Annotated in this window: 15 protein-coding genes; 6 read left to right on the top strand and 9 right to left on the bottom strand. The window is 73.0% G+C overall.

Going from position 1 to position 15,713, the window contains the following annotated elements:
• The first annotated feature begins 281 nt into the window (after window positions 1-281).
• Window positions 282-638 carry a DUF1844 domain-containing protein gene (locus tag AB5J56_RS36335; protein WP_369239240.1) on the top strand — a complete coding sequence of 119 codons (357 nt, stop codon included), beginning with the start codon at window positions 282-284 and terminating at the stop codon, window positions 636-638.
• 13 nt (window positions 639-651) lie between these two features.
• On the opposite strand, the gene AB5J56_RS36330 is transcribed toward AB5J56_RS36335, so the two are convergent.
• Entirely contained in the window at window positions 652-1,383 is a 732-nt protein-coding gene (locus AB5J56_RS36330) for an SseB family protein (protein WP_369239238.1), read from the bottom strand.
• A 150-nt stretch (window positions 1,384-1,533) separates the two neighbouring features.
• Between AB5J56_RS36330 and AB5J56_RS36325 the strand changes: the two genes are divergently transcribed.
• Window positions 1,534-2,547 (top strand): serine hydrolase, encoded by a 1,014-nt coding sequence (locus AB5J56_RS36325; protein ID WP_369239236.1) that lies wholly within the window; start codon window positions 1,534-1,536, stop codon window positions 2,545-2,547.
• 17 nt (window positions 2,548-2,564) lie between these two features.
• On the opposite strand, the gene mycP is transcribed toward AB5J56_RS36325, so the two are convergent.
• A complete protein-coding gene (mycP, locus tag AB5J56_RS36320; protein ID WP_369243000.1) occupies window positions 2,565-3,731 on the bottom strand; it encodes a type VII secretion-associated serine protease mycosin in 1,167 nt (388 codons plus the stop codon).
• 8 nt (window positions 3,732-3,739) lie between these two features.
• A complete protein-coding gene (locus AB5J56_RS36315; protein ID WP_369239234.1) occupies window positions 3,740-4,708 on the bottom strand; it encodes a hypothetical protein in 969 nt (322 codons plus the stop codon).
• A 388-nt stretch (window positions 4,709-5,096) separates the two neighbouring features.
• On the opposite strand from AB5J56_RS36315, the gene AB5J56_RS36310 reads away from it, so the two are divergent.
• Window positions 5,097-5,432, top strand: a complete 336-nt coding sequence (locus tag AB5J56_RS36310; RefSeq protein WP_369239232.1) for a hypothetical protein — start codon at window positions 5,097-5,099, stop codon at window positions 5,430-5,432.
• Between the two features lie 454 nt (window positions 5,433-5,886).
• On the top strand, window positions 5,887-7,089 hold the full coding sequence (locus AB5J56_RS36305) for an amino acid deaminase/aldolase (protein WP_369239230.1): 1,203 nt from the start codon (window positions 5,887-5,889) through the stop codon (window positions 7,087-7,089).
• Between the two features lie 22 nt (window positions 7,090-7,111).
• On the opposite strand, the gene AB5J56_RS36300 is transcribed toward AB5J56_RS36305, so the two are convergent.
• From AB5J56_RS36300 to AB5J56_RS36280, 5 genes are read right to left on the bottom strand one after another with little or no spacing between them, the layout of a single operon-like run.
• The gene (locus AB5J56_RS36300; protein ID WP_369239228.1) at window positions 7,112-8,041 is read right to left on the bottom strand and encodes a DUF2510 domain-containing protein; all 930 of its coding nucleotides are present in this window, start codon (window positions 8,039-8,041) and stop codon (window positions 7,112-7,114) included.
• 43 nt (window positions 8,042-8,084) lie between these two features.
• Window positions 8,085-9,341: a haloacid dehalogenase-like hydrolase gene (locus AB5J56_RS36295; RefSeq protein ID WP_369239226.1), complete on the bottom strand. Its 1,257-nt coding sequence runs from the start codon at window positions 9,339-9,341 to the stop codon at window positions 8,085-8,087.
• 25 nt (window positions 9,342-9,366) lie between these two features.
• Entirely contained in the window at window positions 9,367-10,158 is a 792-nt protein-coding gene (locus AB5J56_RS36290; RefSeq protein ID WP_369239224.1) for a 3-oxoacyl-ACP reductase, read from the bottom strand.
• Window positions 10,155-11,534 carry an aldehyde dehydrogenase gene (locus AB5J56_RS36285; RefSeq protein ID WP_369239222.1) on the bottom strand — a complete coding sequence of 460 codons (1,380 nt, stop codon included), beginning with the start codon at window positions 11,532-11,534 and terminating at the stop codon, window positions 10,155-10,157. The genes AB5J56_RS36290 and AB5J56_RS36285 overlap by 4 nt, the downstream gene beginning before the upstream one ends.
• Before the next feature lie 45 nt (window positions 11,535-11,579).
• Window positions 11,580-12,944 carry a glutamine synthetase family protein gene (locus AB5J56_RS36280; RefSeq protein ID WP_369239220.1) on the bottom strand — a complete coding sequence of 455 codons (1,365 nt, stop codon included), beginning with the start codon at window positions 12,942-12,944 and terminating at the stop codon, window positions 11,580-11,582.
• A 77-nt stretch (window positions 12,945-13,021) separates the two neighbouring features.
• Here AB5J56_RS36280 and AB5J56_RS36275 point away from each other — a divergent pair, with 77 nt between their 5' ends.
• Both AB5J56_RS36275 and AB5J56_RS36270 read left to right on the top strand, forming a co-directional pair.
• Window positions 13,022-13,756 carry a FadR/GntR family transcriptional regulator gene (locus AB5J56_RS36275; protein ID WP_369239218.1) on the top strand — a complete coding sequence of 245 codons (735 nt, stop codon included), beginning with the start codon at window positions 13,022-13,024 and terminating at the stop codon, window positions 13,754-13,756.
• 59 nt (window positions 13,757-13,815) lie between these two features.
• Window positions 13,816-14,508, top strand: coding sequence for a gamma-glutamyl-gamma-aminobutyrate hydrolase family protein (locus AB5J56_RS36270; protein ID WP_369239216.1), 693 nt, complete (start codon window positions 13,816-13,818; stop codon window positions 14,506-14,508).
• Here the strand turns inward: AB5J56_RS36270 and AB5J56_RS36265 are convergent.
• Complete coding sequence (locus tag AB5J56_RS36265; RefSeq protein WP_369239214.1) at window positions 14,486-15,439, bottom strand: aminoglycoside phosphotransferase family protein; 954 nt, start codon at window positions 15,437-15,439, stop codon at window positions 14,486-14,488. The two genes, AB5J56_RS36270 and AB5J56_RS36265, sit on opposite strands and share 23 nt — an antisense overlap.
• Between the last annotated feature and the right edge of the window lie 274 nt (window positions 15,440-15,713).

Raw genomic sequence — 15,713 nt, 5'->3', positions numbered from 1 at the left:
ACGGGACACAGGCGGGGCTCCAAGGACTACCGGAGCACCGCCGCGGTCAACCGCGGGGCGCACTTTCGGGCGACTCCATCGTCCGTACGGAACGATGGCGGCCGCCTGACCGGGTGACCTGCCGTCCCGGAGGATGGTCAGGTGGGAGATCGGAGCCTCCACTTGCGGGCCGGGCACAGCAGTGTCCGGCCGGTCGTTACACAAGGTTAGCAGCTCGGGGCAGGAAGGGCTAACCGAGGCCAACTGGGGACGGCCCCGTCCCGGGACCTATCGTGGGACGCATGAGTGACACCCCTCCCCAGACGCCCGACTTCGACACCATGACCCGCGACATCGCCGAGGTCCCCGCGGTCGAGGTGATCGTGACGGTCGCCGTCAACCTGATGAGCGCCGCCGCCGTGAAGCTCGGCCTGACCGAGGAGGGCGACGAGTACAAGGACCTGGACGAGGCCCGCAAGCTGGTGCACGCGCTCGCCGGTCTGCTCGACGCGAGCGCGACCGAGATCAGCTCCTTCCACGCGGCCCCGCTGCGCGACGGCCTGAAGTCGCTCCAGCTGGCCTTCCGCGAGGCGTCCCTCGTCCCGGACGAGCCGGGCCAGGGCCCGGGCGAGAAGTACACGGGCCCGATCTACGGCTAGTCCGCAGACGTTCTCACTCGCGTACGTACAAGGGCTCGCCCGGTGGCGTCGCCCCGGCCGGCAGCAGTGCCAGGTCGAGGCCGCGCACCAGGCGGGCCCTGAGTGTTTCGTCGGCCGCGAGGCGCTCGGCGACGGCGCGGGCGGCCTCGGCGGGCGCCGCGGACGGGTCCAGGACGAGGGCGAGGATGCCGTCGGCCTGACCGGGGCCGAGGTGCGCGCGGAGCACCGCGGGCTCGGCGGCCACGGCGGTGCGTACGGCGTCGGTCACCGCCGGGTCGGCGAGCGGGTCCTCGGTCGTGCGCCCCTCGGCGAGGGCACGCAGCGCGGAGCCGGTCAGCTCGTACGGCACCGGCCCGGACATGTCCAGCACGATCGTGTCCGCCTTCTCGTGCACCGCCGCCTGGATGGCCTGATGCAGGGGTACGGCGACGGGGCGGGCCTCCGGGTCCCAGCGGGCCAGCGACTCGGTGGACGTGAACGCGGGCAGGGCCGTGCGGGAGCCGGCCTTCAGCGTCGGGACCGCCATGTCACTGCTCTTCTCGTGGCGCAGCCCGTTCTCGTCCTCCTCCACCTCACCGAGGACGGCCACGACGGGCACCAGGAGCCGGGCGCCCTTGAGCGCCTCCAGCACCGGCCCCACAGCCGTGCGGTCCTCGGCCCAGGCGGCGAGCGCCGCGCTCAGCCGGGGATCGGCGGAGCCGTCGTCGTCGGAGAAGCCGGAGTCGGGAATGTTCTTGTTCGCCACGGTCCCCGACCCTATCGGGGGGATGCTGCTGCGCTTGTGCGGGCCCGGAAACCTCGCGTTGACAGGATTCACTGGTTTCTCAGCTTTCCCTGACACACATCTAACATTCGTCTAACGAGCCGCACAGGCCGGGCGCCCAGCATCGCGGGCATGGAGTCTCACAGAGCTCACCGCCGCCGTGCCCGTCCGCCCCGGCGCCGCCCGCTGATCTACACCGTCCTCGCTTCCGCCGTGATCGTCGGCGCCACGGCGGCGGGGACCGCGTACGTCAAGGCGCAGGCGCACGCCGACACGCGCACCGTATCGTCGGCGGCGTCGGCGTCGGCGTCGGCGTCGGCGTCGGCGTCGGCGACACCCTCGGCTTCGGCCACGGTGAGCGAGGAGGCGTCCGTGGAACCTGTGGTGGAGCCCTCGGTGGACCGGGAGGCGCTGCTCGCCGCGGCGATGAAGTCCGTGAGCGTCGAGGACGGCGCGGAGGTCTCGGTCGCGGTGCTCGACGTCGACTCCGGCGAGAGCACCTCCTACGGGGACGGCACGTTCGACACGGCCAGCATCGTCAAGGTCGACATCCTCGCCACCCTGCTGTTCCAGGCGCAGGACGACGACCGGCATCTGACGGCGCAGGAGAAGACGTACGCCACCGCGATGATCGAGAACAGCGACAACACGTCCGCGTCCGCGCTGTGGAAGGCGATCGGGCAGGCCGAGGGCCTGGACGCCGCGAACAAGCGCTTCGGGCTCAGCGACACCGAGGGCGGCAGCGGCATGCTGTGGGGGCTGACGCAGACCACCGCGGCCGATCAACTCACTCTGCTCCAGCAGGTGTTCGGGGACGACTCGGAGCTGAGCGGCACTTCGCGGGCGTATCTGCAGGGGCTCATGGGCAAGATCGCGGCCGATCAGCACTGGGGTGTCTCGGCGGCCGCCGACGGATCCGCGTGGGCCCTGAAGAACGGGTGGCTGGCGCGCAGCACGACCGAGCTGTGGGACATCAACAGCATCGGCCGGGTCACGGCCGACGGGCACGACTACCTGGTGGCGACGCTGTCCAACGGCAACTCAACCCAGGCGAAAGGGATTTCGCTGGTCGAGGCGGCTGCGAAGGCGGCGGTGTCGGCGTTCGGCGACAGCGACAGCGACAGCGACGAGGCCGACAACAGCTGAGGGGTCGTCGGCGCTTCTCAGGCTTGGCGGCGTGAGGTCCTGCGGCCGCGCCACAGCACCACCGCGGCGGCCAGCAGCACCGCGCCCGTGCCGCCGGCGAGCGGGCCCGCCCAGCCGGACGATCCGTCGTCGTCCTTGGGGGCGTCCGGGCCGGAGCCGAAGTACTTCTGGCCGTAGGCGGCCGCGTGCAGGTCCGCCGTCTTGAGCCGGCCGGCCGCCGTGATCGCGGCCGCCGGGTCGACGAAGCCGTAGCCACGCCCGTCGTCGCGGCCCCCGCTGGGCGCGTTGCGAGCCGTGTCCTCCAGGAGCTGCTTGATCTGCGCCGGGCTCAGTCCCGGGTGGGCGGACTTGATGAGGGCGACCGCGCCGGAGACGAAGGCGGACGCGGCGCTCGTGCCCCAGCCCTCGTAGTACTTGTCGTCCGGGTCGGCGATCACGACGCCGACGCCGGGCGCGCTGACGGTGGCGTACCAGCGGCGGGTGGAGAACGAGGCGCGGGTGCCGTACTTGTCGACGGCGGTGGCGGCGATCACGCCCGGGTACGCCGCCGGGTAGGAGATGTGGTCGCCCTTCTCGCCGCCGTTGCCGGCCGAGGCGACGACGACGGCGCCCTTCTTCAGGGCGTACTGGACCGCCTCGTCCTCGGCGGGCTCGGGGTGCGCGGACTTGGAGTCGTCGCCGAGGGAGAGGTTGATGACGTCGGCGCCGTGGTCGGTGGCCCAGCGGATGCCCTCGGCGAGGGCGTTGCCGCGGGTGTTGCGGGCCTTCGTACGGGCGGAGTCGCCGTCCTCGAGGATGACGCGGACGGGGAGGATCTTGGCCTCGGGGGCGATGCCCATGACTCCGTCGGCGTCGCCGTAGCCGTGTCCGTGGCCGGCGATGATCCCCGCCATGGCGGTGCCGTGCCGGGCCCACGCGCGGTCGCCGCGGGAGGCGCCGAAGCCGACCATGTCGGTGCCGGTGAGCACGTTGCCCGCGAGGTCGGGGTGTTCGGCGTCCACGCCCGTGTCGAGTACGGCGACGGTGATGCCCTTGCCCTTCGTCGTCCGCCAGGCCTGCTGGGTGTGCATCGCGTCCAGGGCCCACTGCTGGCCACGTATCCCGTCGGCGTGGGCCGTGGTGGACGGCACCAGGGTCAGGGAGGCGGCCAGCAGCAGGCTGAGCAGCCCGGATCTGCGGGTCATGACGGCGTTCACGACGGCTTCTCCGTGGCCGAGACGATGGTCTTCCTGAAGCCCCGTTCGACGCGGTCGGCGAGGCCCTGCGCCTCGTGGCCGAGGCCCGCCTGCGCCGGGGTCGTGGTCGCGCCGGACCGTATGGCGTCCGCGGCGGGCTGCGGGGCGGAGACGGTGCGGCCGTCGGCGAAGCCGGAGACGGCGTAGACGACGACGGGGGCGTCGGTGAGCACCGACACCGTCCAGGAGCCGCGCTGAGCGTCGCCGAAGTCCGCGGCGGCGGTGTCCTTCGCGGCGTACGGGCGGGGCATCAGGTCGGTGCGCCGGTCGAGGCCCTCCGTCTTGAACCTGGACTTCAGGGAGGTCATGGCGACGGCGTCGGCCTTGGTGAACAGCAGCCCGACGGTGGTGACATGGCTGCGGGTCGCGTCGGTGTAGGTGGCTCGCAGCAGCCGCAGGCAGCCGACCGGGGCCAGCGCCTTGCGCAGCAGCGGGTCGAAGGCGTCCTTGCAGTCGCTGTCCGGGGCGACGGCGACCCGGGTCCAGGTGCGGTCGGCGCCGCCGGGGCCCGCGCCGTCGCCCTGGACGGTGGGCGGGAAGAGCCGGTCCACGGGCACGCTGTGCCACAGATCCCCGGCCGCCGCGAACGCCCCCCGCGAACCGGGCTCGTCCGCCCCGTCCCCGGTCAGCCAACTCCCGGTCACCGCACCGCCGATGAGCCCGAGCCCCAGCACGAAACAGGCCGCGGCGGCCGCGACCCGGCCCCGCCGGCCGACGGAACGCACGGTGTCACCGCCGTACGGCTCGGAGGACGCCGGAAGGAACAACTCGGGCTCCGCGAACGACACGAAGGGGCGCCCGGCGCCGAGGTTTTCCGACGTCGGCGGTTCGACGGGGGCCTCCGCGCGGAGGGGGCGCAGCCGTGCGGTGGTCTCGGGTACGGGGGTACGCGGGGCGGCGGGGCCGGTGCGGGGCTCGGCGGACACGGGGGTACGCCGCGCCGCCGGGCCGGTCCCGGGCTCGGCGGGGGGCGCGTCCGGGAACCGCGCCGAGGCCGCGGGAGGGGGCGGCGTCACCGTGGCGGAGGCCCCTGTGGGGGACCGCGGAACGCTGTCGGAGAGCCGGAAGGGCCGCGACACCCGGGCAGCGGAGCCCGTCCCTGCCGACCGGCGCGGTGCGGACGTCTCGCCCGGGGCGCCGGACGCCGACGACTCACGGTGCGGGGACTGCGAGGGCGCGCCGCCGTCCTCCGCCACGGTCGCGGGAGCTCGCTCCGGCCGGGGCGGAGGTGCCGCGGGGGGTTCGCGCCGGGTCCCGCCTGCGGCGGACGGGGGCCGCAGGGGCGGAGGAGGGGTCGACGATCCGGGAGGTGCGGTGGGGCGCGGGGGCGCAGCCGAGCCGGAGCGGGCCGGTGAACCGGAGGGCGCTCGCCTGCCGTACGGCTTCGACGGAGTCGGGCTGGGCTCCTGGCCGGACGGTGCTGCCGAACCGGGCCGCGTGGACGGGCGGGGTGGCGTCGCCGCAGCGGGCCGCGCCGACGAGTCGAAGGACGCCCCCGAGCCGTACGGACCCGCGGAAAGCTGCCCGGCCTCCTGGCCGGACGGCGTGAACGAGCGCGGGGGCGCAGCCGAGCCCGTCGGCGTGGGCAAGCGGGGCGGCGTCGCCGCAGCGGGCCGCGTCGGTGCACCGGAGGTCGCTTCTGCGCCGTAGGGCCTCGGCCCCGGCTCCTGGTCGGACGGCGCGGTCGAAGCCGGCGGCGGATCCGAGTCGGGTGGTGCGGGGGTGCCCGGGGGAATCGGGGGTGTCGCCGGTGGAGTCGGTGGGCGTGGGGGAATGGAGGCGCGGCGCGCTTCCGTGCTCATGCTCCCCCCCCGTTTCCTCGTGCCCGGGCGATCGGCCCGGGTACGGAGCTGGTCCGGGCCGTGTCTCAGCTGTTCCTGCGCGCAGCGGGCACCGCCCTGTCGGGCCGCCCGTCACGGGCACGCATACCCGCGGTGGCGGACCGTCACCCCGGGCGCGACCGGCCCCGGCAAGGTCGTCCCTCCCTGCGTGCGCGTCACTCTACGGGCTGTCCCTGTGCCACAGGGAACCAGTCCGCGGGCCCGCGGCATCTGCCCGGAACGTCCCCCTACCCTGGGGTAATCCTGTCTGGCAGGCTTCGGTCATGACTGCCCGCGCCGCAGACCGGGCCCGTTACGACCGGGCCACCGCTCACCTTGACGCCCCCGTCGCGATCGTGGACCTGGAGGCGTTCGACGCCAACGCCGACGATCTCGTCCGCAGGGCCGGCGGCAAGCCGATCCGCGTCGCCAGCAAGTCCGTACGCTGCCGGACCCTGCTCGAACGGGTCCTGGCCAGGCCGGGCTTCGCGGGGATCATGTCCTTCACCCTCGCCGAGTCGATCTGGCTGGCACGCTCCGGCTTCGACGACATCCTGCTCGCCTACCCGTCCGCGGACCGGCAGGGCTTCGCCGAGCTGGCCGCCGACCCGAAGCTCGCCGCCGCGGTGACCGTGATGGTCGACGACCCGGCTCAGCTCCGCTTCATCGACGAGGCACGGCAGGGCGGGTCCGAAGTCGTCCGCGTCTGCCTGGAGTTGGACACCTCGCTCAAGCTGCTCGGCGGACGCGTGCGCGTCGGAGCCCTGCGCTCTCCGCTCTACTCCCCCGCCCAGGTCGCCGAGATGGCCCGCGCCGTGGTCCGGCGGCCGGGGTTCAAGCTGGTGGGGATCATGGCGTACGAGGGGCATATCGCGGGCGTCGGCGACGCGATCGCGGGGCGGCCCGTGCGGTCGCGTGCCATCCGGCTCATGCAGGCCACGGCGAAGAAGGAACTCGCCCGGCGACGCGCCGAAGTGGTCCGCGCCGTACGGGCGGTGGAGCCCGGCCTGGAGTACGTCAACGGCGGCGGCACCGGCAGTGTGCAGCACACCGCCGCGGAGGACGCGGTCACGGAGATCGCGGCCGGATCGGGGCTGTACGTCCCGCGTCTCTTCGACAACTACACCTCGTTCAGCGGTCGTCCGGCCGCGCTGTTCGCCCAGCCGGTCGTCCGCAGGCCGGGCGTCGGCATCGTGACGGTGCTCGGCGGCGGCTATCCGGCCTCCGGCGCCCCCGGTCCCGACCGGCTGCCCGTCCCGTACCTCCCGGAGGGGCTGAAGTACGACCCCCAGGAGGGCCCCGGCGAGGTGCAGACCCCGCTGCTCGGCTCCCCCGCCGACGATCTCCTCATCGGCGACAAGGTGTGGTTCCGGCACGCCAAGGCGGGCGAGCTGTGCGAGCGGTTCGACTCGCTGCACCTCGTCGAGGGCGAGGCGGTGACGGCGACCGTCCCGACGTACCGCGGAGAGGGCCACACGTTCCTGTGACCACCGGTGCGCGAGGACGGCCTCAGTCCGACGGGCCGATGCTGCTGCCCACGCCTCCCGTGTCCGCGCCCGCGCCGCCGACCGGCCGGATCCCCTCGGTGATCCGGTCCATGTCGGTGACCGGCGGCCCGTCCTCGCCCGCGTCGAAGGCGAGGCGGACGATGACGAGCGACTCGGTGCCGGTGCTGGCGGGGAACGCCAGCGACTCGACGTACCCCCCGGGCCCCGCACCGGTCCTGACCCGCCAGCGCACGAAGTACCCGGCACGGCCGGCGACCGCGACGGAGCCCGCCTTCACCTGCTCGTGGGAGTCGATGCCGTCGTAGGGCCGGCCGCCGAGGGTGTCGCGGTCGTACGCGTCCTTCGCGGCGTCGTCGATGTCGTGCTCGGCGAGGGCGCGCGGGGACTTCTCGTCGGTCGACGTGGCGGTGCGCGAGATGACCCGGCCGTGCCAGCAGAGGCCTGACCCGCCCGGGCAGTCGTACGAGTCCGGGGTGACCAGGACGACGTCGTCCTCGGCGACGTACTTGGGCTTGGCCCAGCCGTCGATCACCGGCAGTGTGATGCCGTTGAGCTGGTCCACGACGACGGTCGGGTCCTCGTCCGCCGACGGCGACGCCTCGGTGTCGGACTCGGTGGGCGTCGGGGACGCCGCGGTCGACGTGGCCGGCGTGGTCTTCGCCTGCGCGTCGTCGTCGCCGTCCCTGCCGAGGACGACGGCGCCCGTGACGATGGAGGCGACCAGGACCGCACCGGCGGCGGTCAGCGCGACGGCCTTGGCACGGCCACCGCCGCCGGCGGCGGGCTCCGGCTGCACCAGGGGCGCTGGGGGCACGTCGGCGGAGGCCTCGGGCTGGCGCCGGTGATCGGTCCACATGGTCCCGTCCCACCAGCGCTCGACGAGGGGGTACGACGGGTCGCGGTACCAGCCGGGCGGAGGCGTCATGCTCATCCCGGCACTCTAGGACGTGCCCCCGAGCCCGGTACACGGCGGATCAGTACACGGTGTCCTCGTGGTCGGGCACGACCGAGCCGTCCTCGCGCAGCACCGGCCCCTTCGTCCCGTCGGGTTCGTTGTACGCGCTCGTCGAGCACGGGTAGGGGTCGGCCTGCCGCGGCAGCGGATCGATGAACATCGGGTTGATCAGCCAGCGGCCGTCGGCGTCGTCGTACGCCCGGCACATGACCTCGCCCTTGTGGCGGTTGAGGACGAGGTGGGCGCCGGTGGCGTCGCCGACGAACGTGACGTCCGTGTCGGCGTCGCCGCCCGCGACGACGGTGCGGTGGCGCCGGTCCTGCCGCAGCCAGGCCGCGGCGCCGTGGACGCCGTAGATCTCCTGGTTGATCCAGCAGCGCTTGCCGTCGATGTACGGGATGGCCTCGCCCCGGGTCGCCGGAACGCCGCCGCAGCCCTGGTTCCAGGGGGTGATCCGCCCGTGCCGGTCGAGTACCGACCGGATGGCGATGGTGTGGCGGGCGTCGACGCCGATGCCGCGCGACCACACCTCGGTGACGGGTTCGGAGCCCGCGGAGACGATGTAGACGTCGAATCCGGCCCGTTGGAGCGTACGGATCAGGTCACGCTGCTGGTCGTAGTAGCGGACGTACGCCGGGACGGTGTGGGTGCCGAGAGTGCGGGTCGAGCCGATGGGCGCGGCGAGGGCCTCGCGGCGCGCCTTGCGGGCGTACGAGGTGAGCTCGGCAACGGTGTGTCCGGCGAAGAGCTGGGGGACCCAGGCGTACTGCGGGACGGTGCGCCGGTGGTTCCACGTGCCGGCGAAGGCGGCGGCGCCGCTCATGGTCCTGCCCGCCTCGCGGATCTCGAGGATCTCGTCGGTGCAGCGGGGGCTGGTGGCGGTCGGCAGGGGCGCGCCCACGGGTACGCCGGTGCCGCAGGCGTTGGTGAGGGCGGTGTCCGCCGCGTCGCTGAGCCACTTGCTGGTGTTCTTCCAGCTCGCCGGGCGCAGGATTCTGTCGTGCCTGAGGGCCCAGGAGATCGTGGCGTCGGTGACGTCGTTCTTGACGACCGTGTTGTCCCAGTCGAAGGCGGCGACCGGGCGGTGGCCGGGGCGTCCGGCGCAGCTGCCGCGTTCGTCGATGACCTGCTGGAGGTGGGCGCGGTTGTCGCCGTACCAACTGCCGGACAGTTGCGGGCAGTTGGTACGGCGGGGTGCGGCCACGACGGTCGGTGGCGCGGCCGCCAGAGTGGCGGCCGCGACCAGGGTCCACGCGAAGATGTGTCGGTATCGCATGAAATGTGGACCGTATACCGCAGGCCTACAGAGGCGTGACGTACGCGCCCGAGATGCCGCCGTCCACCAGGAAGTCGGTGGCGTTCACGAAGGAGGAGTCGTCGCTGGCGAGGAAGGCGACCGCGGCGGCGATCTCCTCGGCCTCGGCGAACCGGCCGACCGGGATGTGCACCAGTCGGCGCGCGGCCCGCTCCGGGTCCTTGGCGAACAGCTCCTGGAGGAGCGGGGTGTTGACCGGGCCCGGGCACAGGGCGTTGACGCGGATGCCCTCGCGGGCGAACTGGATGCCCAGTTCGCGGGACATGGCCAGCACACCGCCCTTGGAGGCCGTGTACGAGATCTGCGAGGTCGCCGCGCCCATCCGGGCCACGAAGGACGCCGTGTTGATGATGGAGCCCTTGCCCTGCTGCCTCATGTAGGGGATGGCGGCCTTGCAGCACAGGTAGACGGAGGTGAGGTTGACCTCCTGGACGCGCTTCCAGGCGTCCAGGCCGGTCTCCAGGATGGAGTCGTCGTCCGGCGGCGAGATACCTGCGTTGTTGAAGGCGATGTCGACCGAGCCGTAGGTGTCGTGGGCGGCCTTGAAGAGCGCCTCGACCTGTTCGGGGTCGGTGACATCGACCTTCACGAAGATCCCGCCGATCTCCTCGGCGGCGGCCTTGCCGCGGGTCTCGTCGACGTCTCCGCAGACGACATGGGCGCCCTCGGAGGCGAGCCGGCGCGCGGTGGCGCGGCCGATGCCGCTGCCGGCGCCGGTGATGACGGCGGTGCGGCCGACGAGGCGGCGGCAGATGGTCTCTGAGGTCTGTGGGGTCACAGTGCGGGGCCCTCCGTGCTGATGAAGACGTTCTTGGTCTCGGTGAAGGCGGCGAGGGCGTCGGGGCCGAGTTCACGGCCGAGGCCCGACTGCTTGAAGCCGCCGAAGGGGGTCCAGTAGCGGACGCTGGAGTGGGAGTTGACGGACAGGTTGCCCGCCCGGACCGCCTGGGAGACGCGGAGCGCGCGGCCCACGTCGCGGGTCCAGATGGAGCCGGACAGACCGTACTCGGTGGCGTTGGCGAGGCGGATCGCGTCGGCCTCGTCCTCGAAGGGGAGCAGGACGGCGACCGGGCCGAAGACCTCCTCGACGGCCACGCGCGCGTGCGGCTCGATTCCGGTCAGGACGGTGGGCGGGAACCAGAAGCCGGGGCCTTCGGGGGCCTTGCCGCGGACACCGGGGAGGTCGTCGGGGACGTACGAGCGGACGCGCTCCACCTGGGTCCGGGAGATCAGCGGGCCCATCGCCGTCCCCTCGTCGGCGGGGTCGCCGACGGTGACGGACTCGACCGCCGGGGCGAGGAGTTCGAGGAAGCGGTCGTACACCGAGCGCTGGACGAGGATGCGGGTGCGGGCGCAGCAGTCCTGGCCGGAGTTGTCGAGGAAGGACATGGGGGCGGCCGCGGCGGCCGCCTCGATGTCGGCGTCGGCGAAGACGATGTTGGGGCTCTTGCCGCCGAGTTCGAGGGTGACGGGCTTGAGCAGCGCCGACCCCTTGGCCAACACCTGTTTGCCCACGGCCGTTGACCCGGTGAAGACGATCTTCGCGACGCCGGGGTGCTCGACGAGCGCGTTGCCCGCGACGGGGCCGTGCCCCGGCAGCACCTGGAAGAGGTGCTCGGGAAGGCCTGCCTCCAGGGCGAGTTCGGCGAGGCGCAGTGCCGTCAGCGGCGTCGTCTCGGCGGGCTTGAGGATCACCGCGTTGCCCGCCGCGAGCGCGGGGGCGGCGCCCCAGGCCGCGATCGGCATCGGGAAGTTCCAGGGCGCGATGACACCGACGACGCCCAGCGGTTCGAGGATCGTCACGTCGAGCCCGCCGGGGACCGGGATCTGGCGGCCGGTCAGCCGCTCCACTCCCCCGGCCGCGTAGTCGAGCAGATCGCGGACGTTGCCCGCCTCCCAGCGGGCGTTGCCGATGACGTGCCCGGCCTCGCGGACCTCCAGCCCTGCGAGTTCCTCCAGGTGGTCGTCGACGGCGCCGGCGAAGCGGCGCAGCAGCCGGGCGCGCTCGCCGGGCGCCAGCGCGGCCCACCCGGTCTGCGCCTTCGCGGCCCGTACGACGGCGGCGTCGACGTCCTGCGCGGTCGCGGCCGGGACGGTGGCGACGACCTCCTCGGTCGCCGGGTTGAGAACCCGGAGCTCATGCTCGTACGACAAGAAAGGACCTTTCACGGGCGTTCGGATCACAGGCGTTCGTCCGGATCAGAGGCGTTCGAAGGAGCGGCGCAGCTCCCAGTCGGTCACCGCGGCGTCGAAGGCGCCGAGCTCGACGCGCGCCATGTTGAGGTAGTGCGCGACCACCTCGTCACCGAAGGCGGCCTTGGCGATGGGGCTGTTCTCCCACAGCTCGGCGGCCTCGCGCAGAGTGGTGGGCACGTGCTCGTACTCGCCGGTGTACGCGTTTCCCGCGCAGGCCTCGGGAAGCTCCAGCTTCTGCTCGACGCCGTACAGACCGGCCGCGACGAGCCCCGCGACGGCGAGGTGCGGGTTGACGTCGCCGCCCGGCAGCCGGTTCTCGAACCGCATCGAGCGCCCATGACCCACCACCCGCAGCGCGCAGGTGCGGTTGTCGTAGCCCCAGGCGACGGCGGTCGGGGCGAAGGAGCCCGGCTGGAAGCGCTTGTAGGAGTTGATGTTGGGCGCGTAGAGGAGCGAGAAGTCGCGGAGCGCGGCGAGCTGTCCGGCGAGGAAGTGCCGCATGACGTCGGACATGCCACCGGGCCCCTCCCCCGCCATGACATTCGAGCCGTTCTTGTCGGCGAGCGAGAGGTGGATGTGACAGGAGTTGCCCTCACGCTCGTTGTACTTCGCCATGAAGGTGAGCGAGACGCCCTCCTGCGAGGCGATCTCCTTGGCGCCTGTCTTGTAGACGGCGTGCTGGTCGCAGGTGCGCAGCGCCTCGGTGTACTTGAAGGCGATCTCGTGCTGGCCGGGGTTGCACTCGCCCTTGGCGGACTCGACGACCAGACCCGCGGCCTCCATCTCGTTCCTGATCCGGCGCAGCAGCGGCTCGATCCGGCCCGTCCCGAGCACCGAGTAGTCGATGTTGTACTGGTTGGCCGGGGTGAGCCCCTGGTAACCGGCGTCCCAGGCCTGCTCGTAGGTGTCCTTGAAGACGATGAACTCCAGCTCGGTGCCGACCTGGGCGGTGAAGCCGTACTCGGCGAGGCGGTCGAGCTGGCGGCGCAGGATCTGCCGGGGCGCGGCCACCACGGGCGACCCGTCGTTCCACGCCAGATCGGCGATCAACAGGGCCGTGCCCTCGTTCCACGGCACCCGGCGCAGCGTGCTGAGATCGGGATGCATGGCGAAGTCGCCGTATCCCCGCTCCCACGAGGACATCGCGTAGCCCTCGACGGTGTTCATGTCGGTGTCGACGGCGAGGAGGTAGTTGCAGCCCTCCGTGCCGTGCTCCAGGACCTCGTCGAGGAAGAAGCGGGCGGCGAACCGCTTGCCCTGGAGCCGTCCCTGCATGTCGGGGAACGCCAGGACGACCGTGTCGATCTCGCCGCCCGCGACGAGGGCGTGCAGCTCCTCGACACTGAGCGGGGGTGTGCGGTCTGCCACGGGAAGGGCCTCCTTCGGTCAGCCGGAAGCTATAAGGTATGTCTGCGAACCATTGCTTGGGAAGGGGGCACGGCCAGATGTCACTGACGGATCCAGAGGGATCGCACGACGAGTTGACTCCGGTCCTGCGGCCGGTGCGGGCGGGCAACGGATTCGAGGAGGCGCTGGAGCAGATCCTCCAGGTCGTCCGGCTCGGCCTGGTGGCCGGCGGCGAACGGCTGCCCGCCGAGCGGGAGCTGGCGGAACGGCTCGGCATCAGCCGGGTCACGCTGCGCGAGGTGCTGAAGGTGCTCCAGGACCAGGGCCTGGTCGAGTCGCGGCGCGGCCGGTACGGCGGGACGTTCGTGCGGGTGCGGACCGAGACCCCCGGCGAGGACGAGCTGCGCCGCCGGGTCTCCGCCGTCGACATCGAGGACGTACTGCGCTTCCGGGAGGTCCTGGAGGTGGGCGCGGCCGGCCTCTGTGCCGCGCACGGGCTCACCGACGACCAGGCGGACCGGCTGCGCGAGGCGCTCGCCCGCACGCACGACGCGCCGCTCGCCGACTACCGCCGCCTGGACACCATGCTCCACCTCACCCTCGCGGAGCTGTGCGGCTCCCCGTCCCTCACGGCCCAGTACGCGGCCGTACGCGCCACGGTCAACGACCTCCTCGACTGCATCCCCCTGCTGGTGCGCAACCTCGAACACTCGCAGCGCCAGCACATAGCCCTGGTCGAGGCGGTGCTCGACGGGGACGCGGACGGGGCGCGGGAGATGATGCGCGAGCACTGTGCGGGGACGGCGGCACTGCTGCGGGGGTTCCTGGCGTAGCGGAACGGCATCACCCCACAAAGGTTTGAGTACGACCCATTAGGTGCGAGGAGGGCGGCGTGGGCAGACCGCTGATCGGTGTGAGTACATATCTGGCCGGGGCACGCTGGGGCGTGTGGGACCTGGAGGCCGCGCTGTTGCCTGCCGGTTATCCGCGGCTCGTCCAACAAGCCGGCGGCCTCGCCGTGATGCTCCCGCCGGACGACCCGTCGAACGCCGCCGCGGCCGTGGCCCGGCTCGACGGTCTGGTGATCGCGGGCGGCCCCGACGTCGACCCGGCCCGCTACGGCGCCGAGCGCTCCCCGCACACCGGCCCTCCGGCCACCGAACGGGACACCTGGGAACTGGCGCTCATCGAGGCGGCGTTGGCGTCCAGAACCCCGCTCCTGGGCGTCTGCCGCGGCATGCAGCTCCTGAACGTCGCACTGGGCGGCACGCTCGTCCAGCACATCGAGGGACACGTGAAGGACGTCGGCGTCTTCGGCCACCACGAGGTGACGCCCGTACCCGGCACGCTCTACGCCGATGCCGTACCGGAGACGACGTCCGTCCCCACCTACCACCACCAGGCGGCGGACCGCCTCGGCAAGGACCTGCTGCCATCGGCGCACGCGACCGACGGCACGGTCGAGGCGATCGAACTCCCAGGCCCTGCCTGGGTGCTGGGCGTGCAATGGCACCCGGAGATGGGCGAGGACGACCGCGTCATGCGGGCGCTGGTCCGAGCCGCTACTGCCCCAGCCTCTTCCTGAGCCATTCCACGGCGGCGTCGCCCTGGGCGCGCTGGAAGGGGCGCAGGGTGGGCAGTCCCGGCGGCGCGGGCTGCCGGGACTGCCCGACGAAGTACCCGGTGAGGGCCGCCAGCGTGGCGGTGACGCCGTCCGGGTCCGCGTCCCGGCCCAACGGGTGGGTGGTGAACACCTCTTCGGGATCCGGCCCGCCCTGCGCCCGCACGCACGGGAGCATCCCCAGCAGGTCGAACCAGGGCGCGGCCCGCACGGCGTGCGGCCAGTCGACGAACACGACCCTGCCGTCCTTCGTGAGCAGCAGGTTGTCCGCGCGCAGGTCGGCGTGGGCGAGGGTGTCACCGCTCGCGAATCGGGCCCACGGGGCGGCCAGTTCGGCCAGCTCGCGCAGCCGGCCCGCGACCCACGGATCGAGCCCTTCCCCGTCATCACCCGCGTCGATCAGCCGCTGCCAGCCGGCGAGGTCGTCCGCGAGGGCTTCCGCGACGGGCGGGGCGGCCACCGGGGACGGGGTGAGCGCGCGCCCGAGTTGCTCCACGGCGCCGAGCACGAGCCCCAATTCGCCCTCCCGCCAAGGGACATGGGGTTGCCGTCCGTCGACGTCCTCGAAGACCAGGGCGACCCAGGTGCCGTCGTCGTACGTACCGAGGAGGCGGGGAGCGGGGACGGCCGCGGGCAGCGCGCCGGCGATGGCCGCCTCCGCGCGGTGTATCCCCGGGCTCACGGGGTTCGTCTCGGCGCTCACCGCCTTCACGAAGGCCCGGCCGCCGGTCCTTGTCCGCACCCTCGCCGCGACGCCGGGCGAGAACCCGCCCACCTGCGTGACCGCCTCCTCGACCGGCGCGCCGATCAACTCCTCGACGGCGTCGCGCACCGTCTCGGGGAGGGCTTCCCAAGCCGTACGGACGCCTGTGGCCGGCGGGGCGGACGAGATCATGCACCGCATCCTGCGGGGTGAGCGCGGCTCGGCGCCACCGGGTTTTGGCACCCAGGGGTGGTGCGGGCCGGCGCTTGCACCCCGCCCCTGGGGTGGGTGGGCAAACCCCGGGCGCCCTCTGTTTCCCAGGCACCCGGGGTTGGTGCTGGGCGGGGGTGGGTCACGCAACTCGGCGCTGACGAGGCGCCGCCTGCGCCCACCCATGCCGCCCCAGCGGCACGACTGCCCGCAGGGAGAGCGGCTACGCCGGCCACCCGGCGCCACGCGCACCCCC

Origin of the sequence: Streptomyces sp. R21, from assembly GCF_041051975.1 — a bacterium.
Taxonomy (GTDB): Bacteria; Actinomycetota; Actinomycetes; order Streptomycetales; family Streptomycetaceae; genus Streptomyces.
Note: the sequence above shows the minus strand (reverse complement) of the source record. Positions and strands in the feature narration are given on the sequence as shown.

Coding starts and splice junctions, on each gene's coding strand:
- AB5J56_RS36335 (WP_369239240.1), top strand. CDS start 282: ATGAGTGACACCCCTCCCCAGACGCCCGACTTCGACACCATGACCCGC.
- AB5J56_RS36325 (WP_369239236.1), top strand. CDS start 1,534: ATGGAGTCTCACAGAGCTCACCGCCGCCGTGCCCGTCCGCCCCGGCGC.
- mycP (WP_369243000.1), bottom strand. CDS start 3,731: ATGACCCGCAGATCCGGGCTGCTCAGCCTGCTGCTGGCCGCCTCCCTG.
- AB5J56_RS36305 (WP_369239230.1), top strand. CDS start 5,887: ATGACTGCCCGCGCCGCAGACCGGGCCCGTTACGACCGGGCCACCGCT.
- AB5J56_RS36300 (WP_369239228.1), bottom strand. CDS start 8,041: ATGAGCATGACGCCTCCGCCCGGCTGGTACCGCGACCCGTCGTACCCC.
- AB5J56_RS36295 (WP_369239226.1), bottom strand. CDS start 9,341: ATGCGATACCGACACATCTTCGCGTGGACCCTGGTCGCGGCCGCCACT.
- AB5J56_RS36275 (WP_369239218.1), top strand. CDS start 13,022: ATGTCACTGACGGATCCAGAGGGATCGCACGACGAGTTGACTCCGGTC.
- AB5J56_RS36265 (WP_369239214.1), bottom strand. CDS start 15,439: ATGATCTCGTCCGCCCCGCCGGCCACAGGCGTCCGTACGGCTTGGGAA.